Raw genomic sequence first — 13920 nt, 5'->3', positions numbered from 1 at the left:
AGCGAACAGCGGGCGGGAACAAACGGACGAGCCGCGCCGTGGCTCAGTGCTGATCGGTGCCGTGCAGCGGGAACCCGGCGATGCCCCGCCACGCCAGCGAGGCCAGGAGCTGCACCGCCTGGTCGCGCGGGACGCTGCGGTCGCTGTGCAGCCAGGAGCGGGCGACGACCTGGGCCAGACCGCCCAGACCCGAGGCCAGCAGCATCGACTCCGGGCGGGAGAGACCCGTGTCCTCGGCGATGACGTCACAGATCGCCTCGGCGCACTCGTTGGTGACCTTGTCGACGCGCTCGCGCACCGCGGGCTCGTTCGTCAGGTCCGACTCGAAGACCAGGCGGAAGGCCCCGCCGTCGTCCTCGACGTACGCGAAGTAGGCGTCCATCGTGGCGCGGACGCGCTGCTTGTTGTCGGTGGTCGACGCGAGCGCGCCCCGCACCGCCTGGATCAGCGACTCGCAGTGCTGGTCCAGCAGCGCGAGGTAGAGGTCGAGCTTGCCCGGGAAGTGCTGGTACAGCACCGGCTTGCTGACACCTGCCCGCTCGGCGATGTCGTCCATGGCGGCGGCGTGATAGCCCTGCGCCACGAAGACCTCCTGGGCGGCGCCCAGCAGCTGATTCCGTCGGGCACGGCGCGGCAGGCGCGTGCCTCGCGGGCGTGCTGCCTCTGTCTGCTCGATGGCTGTCACGCCGCCTCCCAAAGTCGTCCTCATGCGGTGTGCGCCGCGCCGCCATCGTACTTTTCGGTAACCGTGTGGCGCGCGGTGCGAGCGCAGAATTTCACGGAGCGGACGATCATAAAAGCGGTACAGAAGGTTTTGAAGTGGTGCAGTCCGGGCAGAATCCTGCCTCACTCCTGTTCGGGAGGGAGTCGAGTCGCGACGTCAGCGGTAGTCGTCCTCGTCCAGGGAGACGACGCGCGCCTGTTCGACGAGATCCGCCTCGTTCGCCCGGGCGGGGTCCACGTCCTCCAGGGGGTCGTCGCGCCCCGGAGCGCCGTCCGCGTACTCCTCGGCGGCCGCGTTCTCCGGTGCCTCGACGTCGATCTCCCCGAAGTCGTCGTCCTCTTCCGCGAACGTCTCGGGGTCGGTGGGGTCAATCGCCATGGTGGGCTCCCTTCCAACGGACGCCCCCGGAACACGTGGGGGCCACAAGCGGGTGCCCTCAGTACGAGCCTAGGAGACACCCGTTTCGGACGCTATGCGATGGACCCTCGAATCGCGCCGGTATCGGTACTCGCCCCGCCCCTCTCTTGTGACGCCGAACACACATGGCCGCACGTGATCGTCTCGTAACATTGCCCGCATGTCTTCGACCGAGCTGCCGTCCGTGCCGCCCACCAGCGTGCTGCCGAAGGTGGCCTCCGTCAGGGTCGCGGAGGGTGAGCGGCTGCGGTCCGTCGGGCTGCCGGGCGTCACCCTGACCGTGCGGTCCAGGCCCCCCGCGCGCGAGGGGCTCGAACCCGCGCTGTTCGTTCACGGCCTCGGCGGTTCCTCGCAGAACTGGTCCGCGCTGATGGCCGGGCTCGACGGGGCCGTGGCGAGCGAGGCCGTCGACCTGCCCGGCTTCGGCGACTCCCCGCCGCCGGACGACGGCAACTACTCGATCACGGCACACGCGCGTGCCGTGATCCGCTACCTCGACGCCTCCGCCCGCGGCCCCGTGCACCTCTTCGGCAACTCCCTCGGCGGCGCGGTGTCCACGCGTGTCGCGGCGGTGCGCCCCGACCTGGTCCGCACCCTGACCCTGGTCTCACCGGCCCTGCCCGAGCTGCGCGTGCAGCGCACCGCCATCCCGACCGGACTCGCCGGCCTGCCCGGGGTGACCGCGCTCTTCAGCCGGCTCACCCGGGAGTGGACGGTCGAGCAGCGCGTCAGAGGCGTTCTCGCGCTCTGCTACGGCGATCCCGGCCGCGTCTCCCCGGAGGCGTTCCGGCACGCGGTGGAGGAACTGGACCGGCGGCTGCAACTTCCGTACTTCTGGGACGCGCTGACCCGCTCCACGCGCGGGCTGCTCAGCGCCTACACCCTGGGCGGCCAGCACGGGCTGTGGCGCCAGGCCGAGCGCGTCCTCGCACCCACCCTGCTGATCTACGGCGGCCGCGACCAGCTCGTCGGCTTCCGGATGGCCCAGCGTGCCGGCCGTGCCTTCCGCGACTCCCGTCTGCTCACCCTGCCGGACGCCGGGCACGTGGCGATGATGGAGTACCCGGAGACGGTGGCCGCCGCCTTCCGCGAGCTGCTCGCCGAGACCGCCGACGCGAAACCGGGGGGCTGAGACACACGTGGGACGCCACAGCCGGCGTGGGCCTGCGCCCAGGAGCGCACCCAAGAACTCTTCCCGTGCCTCATCGGGAGCACCCGGACCGGGGGCTCCCGAGCGGCACCCCGACGGCACCCCCGTGCCGCTTCCCGACGGCACGCCGTCCCACGGGGTGCCCCGGTACCCCGACGGCACCCCCGCGCGCGGTGTCCCGCAGGTCCGCGGCGGACACCCGGAGCAGCGGGAGGCCGGTGGCGGCTGGGGCGACCTGAGAGGCCGCCAGGCGGGCGCCGCCGGGCAGCCGGTGATACCGCGTCAGCGCCCGGTCCCGCCGCAGGGCCCGCGACCGGGTCCCCGGGGTCCCCGTCAGGAGTACCTCGACGCCTTCGACCAGGGCGAGGACGGCGACGTCTTCACGCGCGCGGGACGGCCGTTAACGCCCACGCGCGCGTCCGGCCCGTTTGCGGACGACCTGTACGGGGGTGACCTGCACAGGGGCGACCTGTACGGGGGTGACCTCTACGGCAACCACCTCGCTTCCGGCGTGGACGACGGCGCGCCGCGCACGGGCGCGCCCGTGGACGGCAGGGGCACCAAGGGGCGGACCTTCACCGGTATCGCCGCCGCAGCGGTCACGACCGTGCTGGCCGTCGTGGTGGCCGGGCAGGTGACCGACGGGCGCGACGGCGACCGTGTCCAGTCCCGGTCGGCCGCAGGGAAGGCCGTCGGCGGGGCCCTGGAGTCCGCCGCGCCGAGCCCGTCCGCGTCCCCGGCCCCCGTGACGCTGACGTACGAGCAGAAGATGGACGCCACGTACACGCTGGACGCCAATCTCAAGGGGCCCGGGAAGTTCGACGCGATCCCCGGCGTCGACAAGGCGCCGGGCAAGGGGCGGAAGTTCACCTACCGGGTGGACGTGGAGGAGGGGCTCGGTCTCGACGGCGAGCTGTTCGCACAGGCCGTGCAGAAGACCCTCAACGACAACCGCAGCTGGGCGCACGACAACGCGCGCACCTTCGAGCGGATCCACTCGGGGCAGCCCGACTTCGTCATCACCCTCGCCAGCCCCGGCACCACCGCCTTCTGGTGCGCCAAGTCGAGCCTGGACACCACCGAGGACAACGTCTCCTGCGACTCGGCCGCCACCGAACGCGTCATGATCAATGCGTACAGGTGGGCCCAGGGATCACGTACCTACGGTGACGCGATCCATGCGTACCGGCAGATGTTGATCAACCATGAAGTGGGTCACCGGCTCGGCTACCACCATGTGAACTGCCAGAAGGACGGCGAGCTCGCCCCCGTCATGCAGCAGCAGACCAAGTTCCTGGACCACAACGGGATCCACTGCCTGCCCAACCCCTGGGCGTATCCCAAGAGTTGACACATGACTCATATGTCACGTCGGCATGCTCGGAAAGTTCGCTGACGCCCGCCCCCTTGCAGGCGTGAGCGTCTCGAACTCTCCTTCCCTCTCCGTGACCTGAGTCGGTCGCGGTTCTTCGACGACCCGCTCCGCGCGCGGGGGGAACGCGTCGAGCCCGTCGCCGCGCTCGACGTCACCACCCGGGCCCGGGTCGTCGCCCTGCTCGGCGAACTCCAGCGTGAACTCGGGCTCGCACTGGTCTTCATGGCCCGCGACCTCGCCGTCGTACGCCAGGTCGGCGACCGCGTCGCGGTGATGCGCCGCGGCCGGGTCGTCGAGGAGGGCCCCGCCGACGAGGTGCAGGAGGCGCCGCGCGACCCCTGCGCCCGGCAGCTCCTGGCCGCCGTACCGGCACTCGATCCGGCGCTCGCGGCCCGGCGGCGGGCGGAGCGCCGGGAGCCGGGGCCGGCCCGGTGAACGCGGCGTGACGTTTCGCATCCGAGTGAACTCTTAGCGCGACCGAACGCGACCCGCACGGGAAAGTTACGACCGTTCACCCCTTTTGGTGGCGCGATGGACAACCGTCCGTCGCGCCACCGCCTTGTCCGCATACGTTCTTCCCGCTGCGAGCCGCCGGGTCAACGGCGGCTCCCCAGACGGGAGATCGGGGGTGCGTGCGTGCGCATCGGACTGCTGACGGAGGGTGGCTATCCGTATGCGAGCGGTGACGCCGGACTCTGGTGCGACCGGCTCGTGCGCGGGCTCGGGCAGCACGAGTTCGACATCTACGCGCTCAGCGACGGACCGCACCAGGAGGAATCGGGCTGCGTCACGCTCCCGCCGCAGGTCAGGGGGGTACGGACGGCACCGCTGTGGACCGCCGAGGAGGACGGGGTCATGTACGGGCGGCGCGCACGCCGGCGCTTCACCGAGTGCTACGGCGATCTCGTGACCGCCCTCTGCGACAGCTCCCCCTCCCAGGCGGACCGTTTCGCCAGTGCGCTCTACGGCCTCGCCGAACTCGCCCGCGACCAGGGCGGGCTGGTGGGAGCGCTCCGCTCCGAGGGCGCCGTACGCGCTCTGGAGCGCGCCTGCCGTGCTCCCGGCGCGCTGCGCACGGCGCGCGAGGCGCGCGTACCCGAACTGCTGACCGTCGCCGGGCAACTCGAACGCGCCCTGCGCCCCCTCTCGCTCGACTGGTACGGGCCCGACGGCCCCGACGGGAGCACGCTCGGCTCGGTGGACCTGTGCCACGCCGCCTCCGGCGGCCCGGCCGCCCTGCCCGGGCTCCTCGCGCGCCACTTCCACGACGTACCGCTGCTCGTGACGGAGTACGGGGTGCGGCTGCGGACGCACTACCTGAACTCAGGGGCGCCCGGCGGGTCCGCCTCCGACGCGAGCCCCGCCGTCCGCGCCCTGCTCGCCGCCTTCCACGGCCTGCTCGCCGCCGAGACCTACCGGCAGGCGGCCCGCCTCGCCCCCGGCAACGCGCACGCCCGACGCTGGCAGGAACACTGCGGCGCCGACCGCGCCAAGGTGCGCACGGTCCACCCGGGGATGGACGCAGCGCCCTTCGCGGACGTGGGCGACGCACCGGACACCGCCGATCCGCACACCCTGGTCTGGGTCGGCCGGGTGGAACCGGCGAAGGACCTGGTGTCCCTGCTGCACGCCTTCGCCCAGGTCCGCACGGAACAGCCGAGGGCCCGCCTGCGGATCGTCGGCACGTCGGCCGGGCCCGAGGGGCGGGCCTACCTCGGGCACTGCCGGGTGCTGGCCGCCCAGCTCTTCCCCGACGAGGCCGAGGGCCCGCACGCCGTCGGCGACAACCCGGTGTCCTTCGAGGAACTCGGCGGCCCGGAGGCTCCCACCCTCGCCGAGACCTACGCGGCCGGCGCCGTCGTCGTCCTGTCCAGCGTGGTCGAGGGGTTCCCGCTGGGGCTCGTGGAGGCGATGTTCTGCGGCCGGGCGACCGTGTCCACGGATGTCGGCGCGGTCGTCGAGGTCGTCGGCGGCACCGGGCTCGTCGTCCCGCCACGCAATCCGCGGGCGCTCGCGCAGGCGTGCGGGGCCCTGCTGCGCGACCCCGAACGCCGTGCGCGCCTGGGCGCCGCCGCCCGCGCCCGCGCGCTGGAGCTCTTCACCGTCGAGCAGAACGTCGAGGCGTATCACGGCATCTACCTGGAGATCGTCTCCCAGTGCCCGGCCCTCGGGGGCGTCCTCGACGAGGCCGGCGACCCCCGTCCGTTCGCCGTCCCCGCCGAGGCCAGGCTGCCCGGCCGCTGGACCGGCCTGGGTGCACGGGTCACCGCCCGCCGCAGCCCGGGCTGGCCGGCGGGTCCGCCCGTACGGGGGGCCTCGGCGCGCGTCGGATCGGCGGCGGGTACGGCCGTGCGGGGCACACCGGCCCCGGACACGGCCGTGCGAGGCAGCACACCGGCCCCGGACACGGCCGTGCGGGGCAGCGCGCCGGCCCCGGGCGGCCCGGCGCCCGGCGCACCGGCGCACGGTGGCCCACTCGTGCAGGGGGCGTCGGCCGTCGCCGTGGTACCCCTCGCCGAGGGGGCGCGATGAGCGGCCTGGGCGAACTGGACCGGTCCGGCGCCCCGGAGAACCCTGCCGCCCCCCGCCGGGGCGCCGGGGACCCCGTGAAGGCACTGATGCACCGTCACCGGGAGCTGTGCGAACGCGCCGTCGACCCGCTGGAGATCGCGGCGGGCCTGGAGGCGCACGGCGTCACCGACCGCACCGCGGCCCGCTTCCGGCACCGGGACGTCTTCTCCCTGGCCGAGGAGATGTACGCCCGGGTCCCGCGCGGCGACGACACACCGCCGCGCCCCGCACCCACGGCCCTCCCGCGCCCCCGCCCGGACCGGGCCCTGCTCACCCTGCTGCCGGGCGCCCTGTGCGGCGCGGCGCTGACCGGACTGCGGCTCACCGAAGGGCGGACGCGCCTCCTCGTGGCCGTCGCGGGCGTCCTCACGGTGACCCTCGCCCTGCGCCTGGTTCTCGGCAAGGGACCGCTCGGGCCCCGCCGCGGCACCCGCCCCGGCCGACGCCGGACCGCCCTGTGGACCGGCTGGCTCCTCGCCTACGCGGCCCTCGGCGACGGTCTGCTGCGGGCCGCCGTGGCAGGAGGCCCCGACGGATGGCCCACCGGCACACCGGACGGTCCGTGGCCCTTCGCCCCCGCGCCCCTGCTCACCCTCACCCTGGCCTGCGCCCCCGCCACCTGGTGCGCCCACCTCCTCACCGCCCGCGCCCGCCGCCGACTCGACGCCAGCCGCGGCCTGGAGGAGTTCACCGCCTCCGTACAGCCGCTGCTGCTGGGCGTGTTCACCCTGTTCCTTGGCGCCCTCGGCGCACTGACCGCCCTGTGCGCCGCGGCGCTGGACGAGCCGCCCGCGTACGCCCCCGTGCTCACCCTGGGCGCCCTCCTCTTCCTCGCCCGCCTCCTCACGGTGCACGGCTTCCCCCACGTCCCCGCCGTCGTCCTCGCCGCCACGGGCACCGCCGAAGTCCTCGCCCCGGCCACGGTCCTCGCGGGCCGTCTGCCCGGCTGCGGCGCCCTCTCCGTCCCCGTCGAGACCCTCACCACCGCCGGGGGACCGGCGAGCGTCCCGGCCCTGCTCTGCGCGGCCGCCGGGCTGCCCCTGCTCGTCCACGCCGTCCGCACCCTGACCAGGGCCTCCGCCCACGCGCGAACGGCCCACCCGTGCTGACCCGCCCCCGACCACCGCGCGCAGCGCCACCCCCACCGTGCGCGGACCGCACGACGCACGCGCTCCTCCGTCCAGCCGCAGGCAACCGCAACACCCTCGAAGGAGAGAACAGATGACCACCTCCCGATCCGGAGCGACCGGAGCCACCGGGACACCCGCGGTCGCAGGAGCCCCCGCGGCGACAGGAGCAGCCGCGGCACGAGGGGCGATCGCGGCCCACGCGGCCCCGGCAGCCGCAGCGCACACCGAGGGAGCCGCACGATGAGGGTTCTGCTGACCGGAGCCAACGGCTACCTCGGCCGCTTCGTCGCCGACCGCCTGCTCGCCGACCCGGCCGTCCAGCTCACCGCGCTCGGCCGCGGCGACGACGCCGACGTCCGCTTCGACCTCGCGTCCGGCAGCCCCGGCGCGCTCACCCGCTTCCTCGACGCCGTCCACCCCCAGGTCGTCGTCAACTGCTCCGGCGCCACCCGCGGCGGTGCCCGCGAACTCACCCGCCACAACACCGTGGCCGTCGCCACCGTCTGCGAGGCGCTGCGCCGCAGCGGCTGCGGCGCCCGGCTGGTGCAGATCGGCTGCGGCGCGGAGTACGGCCCGAGCCAGCCCGGTTCCTCCACCGCCGAGGACGCCGTCCCCCGCCCCGGCGGCCCGTACGGCGTCAGCAAACTCGCCGCCACCGAACTCGTCCTCGGCTCCGGCCTGGACGCCGTCGTGCTCCGGGTGTTCTCCCCGGCCGGCCCCGGCACCCCGGCGGGATCCCCCCTCGGGCGCCTCGCGGAGGCCATGCGCCGTGCCATGCAGTCCGGCGACGGCGAACTCAAACTCGGCGGACTCGGCGCCCAGCGCGACTTCGTCGACGTCCGCGACGTCGCCCGCGCCGTGCACGCCGCGGCCCTGTCCGCCGCCCAGGGCGTCATCAACATCGGCTCCGGGCGCGCCGTCCGGCTGCGTGACGCCGCCTCGATCCTCGCGCGCGTGGCCGGATACGGCGGAGCCCTCCACGAACTCGACGGCCCGCCCGGTGCCCATCTGCGGCCGGCCATCGGACACCCCCGCGCCGACTCCGACCACGCGGCGCCGGTCGTGTACCCGTACCCCGACGGCTGCGGGAGCTGGCAGCAGGCCGATGTGCGCACCGCCCGCGACCGGCTCGGCTGGCGGCCCCGGATCAATCTGGAGGAGTCCCTCGCCGACATCTGGATGGAGGCGGCATGTCGTATCTGACCGGCACGCCGACAGGTACCGCGAGCACGGGGACCACGGACCTCCGCATGGGCTTCGGCGTGCCGGACCTGGCCCACCCCCTGCTCGCGCCGGCCGAGTGGGGCAGTCTCGCCCGCACGGGACCGGCCCTGCACTGGGCCGTCCTGAACGTCGCCGACGGCCCCGGTGTCCGCCCCGACCCGCACTGTCTCCAGGCCGTCGGCGGGCTGCGCAACGCGGGCGTCCGCGTCCTCGGCCACCTCGACCTCGTCCACGGCGTCCGCGCCTTCGCCGAGGTGCTCTCCGACGCGCGACGGCACCTCGACTGGTACCAGGTCGACGGCTTCCTCCTGGACCGCTGCCCGACCGGGCGCACCGAACTCCCCGAGGTCCGCCGCACGGTCGCCGCTCTGCGCACCCTGCGTGACGCGCCCCACATCGTCCTCCGCCACGGCACCCACCCGCACCCCGGCTACGCCGAGCACGCCGACCAACTGGTCACGTTCTCCGGCCCCTGGACGGACTACCGCTGGTCGCAGGTGGCCGAGTGGACCGCCGACCATCCGCCCGAGCGGTTCTGCCACTTGGTGCACGGGGTGCCCCGCGGCCACCTCGACGAAGCGCTGCGCATCGCCCGCTGGCAGGGCGCGGCCACGATCTGGTTCACCGACCGGGGAGACCGCGGCGGACTGGACGACCCCTGGGAGACCATGCCCGGCTACTGGGACGAAATCGTCTCGCGGATCGGAACGGGTGTCTCGGAATGAAGAAGGCCGTGGCAGTGTTACGGGGAGAACAACTGTAGTGATCGACCGATCAACGGAGTCCCCGTGTCGCTGCCACCCCTGGTCGAGCCAGCCGCTGAGCTCACCGTAGACGAGGTTCGCCGGTACTCCCGCCACCTGATCATCCCCGACGTCGGGATGGACGGGCAGAAGCGGCTGAAGAACGCCAAGGTGCTCTGTGTGGGCGCCGGCGGCCTGGGCTCGCCGGCGCTGATGTACCTGGCCGCGGCAGGTGTGGGCACGCTCGGCATCGTGGAGTTCGACGAGGTCGACGAGTCGAACCTGCAGCGCCAGATCATCCACAGCCAGGCCGACATCGGCCGCTCCAAGGCCGAGTCCGCGCGCGACTCGGTCCTCGGCATCAACCCGTACGTGAACGTGATCCTTCACGAGGAACGGCTCGAGGCCGAGAACGTGATGGACATCTTCAGCCAGTACGACCTGATCGTCGACGGCACGGACAACTTCGCGACCCGCTACCTGGTCAACGACGCGTGCGTGCTGCTGAACAAGCCGTACGTCTGGGGCTCGATCTACCGCTTCGACGGCCAGGCCTCCGTGTTCTGGTCCGAGCACGGCCCCTGCTACCGCTGCCTCTACCCGGAGCCCCCGCCGCCGGGCATGGTTCCCTCCTGCGCCGAGGGCGGCGTCCTGGGCGTGCTGTGCGCGTCCATCGGCTCCATCCAGGTCACCGAGGCGATCAAGGTCCTCACCGGCACCGGTGAGCCCCTGGTCGGCCGTCTGATGATCTACGACGCCCTGGAGATGCAGTACCGCCAGGTCAAGATCCGCAAGGACCCGAACTGTGCGGTCTGCGGCGAGAACCCGACCGTCACCGAGCTCATCGACTACGAGGCCTTCTGCGGCGTCGTCTCCGAGGAGGCCCAGCAGGCGGCCGCCGGCTCGACGATCACTCCCAAGCAGCTCAAGGAGTGGATCGACGACGGCGAGAACATCGAGATCATCGACGTCCGCGAGCCGAACGAGTACGAGATCGTCTCCATCCCGGGCGCCAAGCTGATCCCGAAGAACGAGTTCCTCCTGGGCACCGCCCTGGAGGGCCTGCCGCAGGACAAGAAGATCGTCCTGCACTGCAAGACGGGTGTCCGCAGTGCGGAAGTCCTCGCCGTCCTGAAGTCCGCGGGCTTCTCGGACGCCGTCCACGTCGGTGGCGGTGTCATCGGCTGGGTCAACCAGATCGAGCCGAGCAAGCCGGTCTACTGACCCTGTCTGCGACTCCGATGGGAGGGGGCTCCGGGCGCCACGAGTGCCCGGGGCCCCCTCCGTCGTCATGAGCAGACCTTGCCGTCCCTCGGCACCGTGCCCTTGAGCAGGTAGGCGTCCACCGTCGCGTCGACGCAGTCGCTCCCGCTGCCGTACGCACCGTGCCCCTCGCCCTTCCAGGTGAGCAGCACCCCGACACCCTTGCCGAGTTCGTCCGCCATCTTCCGGGCACCCTCGTACGGTGTCGCCGGGTCCCCGGTGTTGCCGACCAGCAGGACCGGCGCCGCACCCGGAGCGCTCACCTCCGGGGTGTCGTACTGCCCGGCCACCGGCCAGTCGTGACACCAGCCGGCCGTGTCCCAGCCCAGGAAGTCCCCGAAGACGGGCGAGATCCTCTCGAACTGCGGCAGTCGCTTCCTCGTCTCCTCGGCGCTCGGCCGCTGCTTGTCGTCCAAGCACGATATGACCCGTTGCGCATGGGTCGTCGTGCCGTAGTTCCCCGAGGAGTCCCGCTCGTTGTAGGCGTCGGCGAGCGCGAGCAGTTCGGTGCCGTCGCCCCGCTCCGCCGACTCCAGGGCGCTGGTCAGGGCCGGCCAGCTCTGCTCGCTGTACAGCGGCAGGACGATCCCGGTGACGGCGAGTGCCTGGTTCAGCCGCCGTCCGTCGGAGGTCGGCAGCGGCTTGCTGTCGAGCCGCTCGAGGAAGTCCGCGATCTTCGCGGTGCCCTGTTCGGGGTCCTGGCCCGTCGACCTCAGATAGTCGTCGAGCGCCCGCTGGAAGCCCCTCGCCTGGTTCTCGGCATGGCCCACCGCGTCGGCGGTCGGGTCGACGACCGCGTCGAGGATCAGCCGCCCCACGTTCTTGGGGAACAGGTGGGCGTAGACGCCGCCGAGTTCGGTGCCGTAGGAGATACCGAAGTAGTGCAGTTTCGTGTCGCCGAGGACCTGGCGCATCAGATCCATGTCGCGGGCCGTGTCGGTGGTCGACACATGCGCCAGCAGATCGCCCGCGGCCTTCTCGCAGCCCTTGCCGAAGGCCGCGGCGTCCTGGAGGTACGTCTCTTCCTCGGCCGTGGTGTCCGGGGTGATGTCGATGGACTCGGCGGCCTGGATGTCCTTGTTGCTGCGGCAGCGGATGCCCTCGCTGCCGCCCACCCCGCGCGGGTCCCAGCTGACCAGGTCGTAACGCTCGCGGAGTGCGGAGAACGTGGAGCCGTACGGCGGCAGGGTGGTCACGCCCGAGCCGCCGGGGCCGCCGAAGTTGAAGAGCAGCGACCCGGTCCGCTCGCCGCCGCTGCCCCGGGACTTGGCGCGGATCAGCGCCAGACCGATGGTCTCGCCGTCGGGCTTCGACCAGTCCAGCGGCACCTTCATCGTGGCGCACCGCCACTCGCCGCCCGGGGCGGCCGAGTCCGCGCCGCCCCGGCAGCGCCCCCAGTCCAGCTTCTGCCCGGTGAGCGAGGCGGGCAGGGCCGCCGTCGTCGCCGTACCCGACGAGCCCGCGGAAGGCCGCGCGTCGGCCGATCTCCCCTTCCCGTCCGCCCCGCCGCCCGAGGAGCCGCCGGCGCAGCCCGCCGCGAGGAGCGCGGCGGCGGCCCCCAGAGCCGTCCACCGTAGGAATCGCGCCATGTGCCTTTCCCCCCTTGCCGACCGTCCGCGCCGGGTGGCGGGACGGCTGTCAGGCCATGGTAGGCCGAGTACGGCCCGCCCGTCGGAGCCTGTGGATAACGTTGTGACCTGCGGTTTTCCCGGGAGTGAGTGGGGAGCGGGGGGAGGGGGAGCGTCAGGAGCAGACGGTCCCGGCGGCCGGCACCCTGCCCTCCAGCAGATAGCCGTCCACGGCCGCCCGCACACACGTGTTCTTGCTGCCGTAGGCGCCGTGCCCCTGCCCCCGGTAGGTCAGCTCCACGCCGACACCCTTGCCCAGCGCGGTCACCATCCTGCGTGCCCCCTCGTACGGGGTCGCCGGGTCGCCGGTGTTGCCCACGACGAGGATGGGCGCCGAACCGGCCGCACCGACGTCCGGACGGTCGGCGGCGCCCGGCACGGCCCAGTCGGTGCAGCTCACCATGGACCAGGCCAGGAAGTCCCCGAACAGGGGCGAGGCGGCGCGGAACTCCGGCACCTTCCCCTCGACCTGTTCGGCGGAGTAACGGGGGCTGTCGTCGGAGCAGTTGATGGCGGCGTTCGCGGCGGCGATGTTGCTGTACTCGCCGTTGGCGCTGCGGCCGTTCATCGAGTCGGACAGCAGCATCAGGATCCTGCCGTCGCCGTCGTAGGCCTGTTCCAGGCCCTCGGTCAGGTACTCCCAGAAGTCCTTCGAGTACAGCGACTGCGCGATGCCGTTGGTGGCGGCGCTCTGGGTCAGGACGCGGGGGAAGACGCCCGGGATCGGCTTGGCCTCCAGGCGCTTCAGCAGGGCGGCGATCCGGTCCTTCACGTCCTGCGGGGTGTCGCCGACGGGGCAGTCCTCGGCCTGGGACGTGCAGTCCTGCGCGAAGTTGTCGAGCGCGAGCTGGAAGCCCCTGGCCTGGCCGAGGGCTCCCTGCTCCGGTGTCTGCGTCGGGTCGACGACCGCGTCGAACACGGCCCGCCCCACGTTCTTGGGGAACAGGTGGGCGTAGACGCCGCCGAGTTCGGTGCCGTAGGAGATGCCGAAGTAGTGCAGTTTCGTGTCGCCGAGGACCTGGCGCATCAGGTCCATGTCACGGGCCGCGTCGGTGGTGCGCACATGCGGCAGCATCGTCCCGGAGCGCTTCTGGCAGGCCGCGTTGAACGCCTCGGTGTTGTCCAGCAGCGTGGTCCGCTCGGCGGCATCGTCGGGGGTCATGTCCTGCTGGAAGTACGCGTCGAGCTGCTGGTCGTTCTCGCACTTCACCCCCGCGCTGCGGCCGACCCCGCGCGGGTCGAAGCTCACCAGGTCGTAGCGGGTGCGCAGGGTCGTGTAGTCCTCGCCGAACGCCGGCAGGGCGCTGACGCCCGAGCCGCCGGGCCCGCCGAAGTTGAACACCAGCGACCCGATCCGCCGGCCCGGGTCACCGCTCGCCTCGGCCCGGATCAACGCGATCTTGATGGTGTCGCCCTTGGGGTCGGCCCAGTCCCGGGGCGCCTTCATGGTGGCGCACTGCCAGCGGTCGCCGTCCGGCAGCGGGGACGGGGCGGTGCCGCCGCCCTCCGAGGCGGACGGGGCCGGGCAGCCCTCCCAGTCGAGCTTCTGCCCCGTCAGGTCCTCGTCCCCGGCGTCCTCGCCGCAGCCGGCCAACGCGGAGGTCAGCAGCAGAGCGGTCGCGGTCAGGGCGGCGGCGCGCAGACGGGCGGGGTTCGGCATGATCCCATCGTGGGGTCGGACCCGCCCCCGCGCGC

The 13920-nt window shown here is 73.0% G+C and carries 11 protein-coding genes and 1 pseudogene; 8 read left to right on the top strand and 4 right to left on the bottom strand.

The window, feature by feature from the left end:
* Nucleotides 1-43 precede the first annotated feature (43 nt).
* On the bottom strand, nt 44-685 hold the full coding sequence (locus AQJ64_RS13105) for a TetR/AcrR family transcriptional regulator (protein WP_055636127.1): 642 nt from the start codon (nt 683-685) through the stop codon (nt 44-46).
* Between the two features lie 195 nt (nt 686-880).
* Complete coding sequence (locus tag AQJ64_RS13100) at nt 881-1102, bottom strand: hypothetical protein (RefSeq protein WP_055636126.1); 222 nt, start codon at nt 1100-1102, stop codon at nt 881-883.
* Between the two features lie 199 nt (nt 1103-1301).
* Between AQJ64_RS13100 and AQJ64_RS13095 the strand changes: the two genes are divergently transcribed.
* The 8 genes and pseudogenes from AQJ64_RS13095 to moeZ all read left to right on the top strand — a co-directional run bounded on the left by AQJ64_RS13095 (nt 1302) and on the right by moeZ (nt 10558).
* Nucleotides 1302-2273, top strand: a complete 972-nt coding sequence (locus AQJ64_RS13095) for an alpha/beta fold hydrolase (protein ID WP_055636125.1) — start codon at nt 1302-1304, stop codon at nt 2271-2273.
* 7 nt (nt 2274-2280) lie between these two features.
* Nucleotides 2281-3642, top strand: coding sequence for a DUF3152 domain-containing protein (locus AQJ64_RS13090; protein ID WP_079061627.1), 1362 nt, complete (start codon nt 2281-2283; stop codon nt 3640-3642).
* Nucleotides 3643-3795: 153 nt separating this feature from the next.
* A pseudogene (locus AQJ64_RS45620) lies at nt 3796-4101 on the top strand (ABC transporter ATP-binding protein); the annotation flags it as partial.
* A 201-nt stretch (nt 4102-4302) separates the two neighbouring features.
* Nucleotides 4303-6198: a DUF3492 domain-containing protein gene (locus AQJ64_RS13080; protein WP_079061626.1), complete on the top strand. Its 1896-nt coding sequence runs from the start codon at nt 4303-4305 to the stop codon at nt 6196-6198.
* On the top strand, nt 6195-7346 hold the full coding sequence (locus tag AQJ64_RS13075; RefSeq protein WP_169809746.1) for a hypothetical protein: 1152 nt from the start codon (nt 6195-6197) through the stop codon (nt 7344-7346). The genes AQJ64_RS13080 and AQJ64_RS13075 overlap by 4 nt, the downstream gene beginning before the upstream one ends.
* Before the next feature lie 261 nt (nt 7347-7607).
* A complete protein-coding gene (locus tag AQJ64_RS13070; protein ID WP_059202643.1) occupies nt 7608-8570 on the top strand; it encodes an NAD-dependent epimerase/dehydratase family protein in 963 nt (320 codons plus the stop codon).
* A complete protein-coding gene (locus AQJ64_RS13065) occupies nt 8558-9316 on the top strand; it encodes a spherulation-specific family 4 protein (RefSeq protein ID WP_055636581.1) in 759 nt (252 codons plus the stop codon). Before AQJ64_RS13070 ends, AQJ64_RS13065 begins: the two co-directional genes overlap by 13 nt.
* A gap of 63 nt (nt 9317-9379) precedes the next feature.
* On the top strand, nt 9380-10558 hold the full coding sequence (gene moeZ, locus AQJ64_RS13060; RefSeq protein WP_055636580.1) for an adenylyltransferase/sulfurtransferase MoeZ: 1179 nt from the start codon (nt 9380-9382) through the stop codon (nt 10556-10558).
* Nucleotides 10559-10623: 65 nt separating this feature from the next.
* On the opposite strand, the gene AQJ64_RS13055 is transcribed toward moeZ, so the two are convergent.
* Nucleotides 10624-12186, bottom strand: coding sequence for an alpha/beta hydrolase (locus tag AQJ64_RS13055; RefSeq protein ID WP_055636579.1), 1563 nt, complete (start codon nt 12184-12186; stop codon nt 10624-10626).
* Nucleotides 12187-12340: 154 nt separating this feature from the next.
* Nucleotides 12341-13885 (bottom strand): alpha/beta hydrolase, encoded by a 1545-nt coding sequence (locus tag AQJ64_RS13050; protein ID WP_055636578.1) that lies wholly within the window; start codon nt 13883-13885, stop codon nt 12341-12343.
* Nucleotides 13886-13920 lie beyond the last annotated feature (35 nt).

The organism is Streptomyces griseoruber (assembly GCF_001514205.1).
Lineage (GTDB): Bacteria > Actinomycetota > Actinomycetes > Streptomycetales > Streptomycetaceae > Streptomyces > Streptomyces griseoruber.
The sequence above is the reverse complement of the archived record's forward strand: the minus strand, read 5'-3'. Positions and strand labels throughout refer to the sequence as shown.

What these genes read in the sequence shown, in the direction of transcription:
- AQJ64_RS13095 (WP_055636125.1), top strand. Translation starts at nt 1,302, where the DNA reads ATGTCTTCGACCGAGCTGCCGTCCGTGCCGCCCACCAGCGTGCTGCCG.
- AQJ64_RS13050 (WP_055636578.1), bottom strand. Translation starts at nt 13,885, where the DNA reads ATGCCGAACCCCGCCCGTCTGCGCGCCGCCGCCCTGACCGCGACCGCT.
- AQJ64_RS13055 (WP_055636579.1), bottom strand. Translation starts at nt 12,186, where the DNA reads ATGGCGCGATTCCTACGGTGGACGGCTCTGGGGGCCGCCGCCGCGCTC.
- AQJ64_RS13065 (WP_055636581.1), top strand. Translation starts at nt 8,558, where the DNA reads ATGTCGTATCTGACCGGCACGCCGACAGGTACCGCGAGCACGGGGACC.
- AQJ64_RS13075 (WP_169809746.1), top strand. Translation starts at nt 6,195, where the DNA reads ATGAGCGGCCTGGGCGAACTGGACCGGTCCGGCGCCCCGGAGAACCCT.
- AQJ64_RS13070 (WP_059202643.1), top strand. Translation starts at nt 7,608, where the DNA reads ATGAGGGTTCTGCTGACCGGAGCCAACGGCTACCTCGGCCGCTTCGTC.
- AQJ64_RS13100 (WP_055636126.1), bottom strand. Translation starts at nt 1,102, where the DNA reads ATGGCGATTGACCCCACCGACCCCGAGACGTTCGCGGAAGAGGACGAC.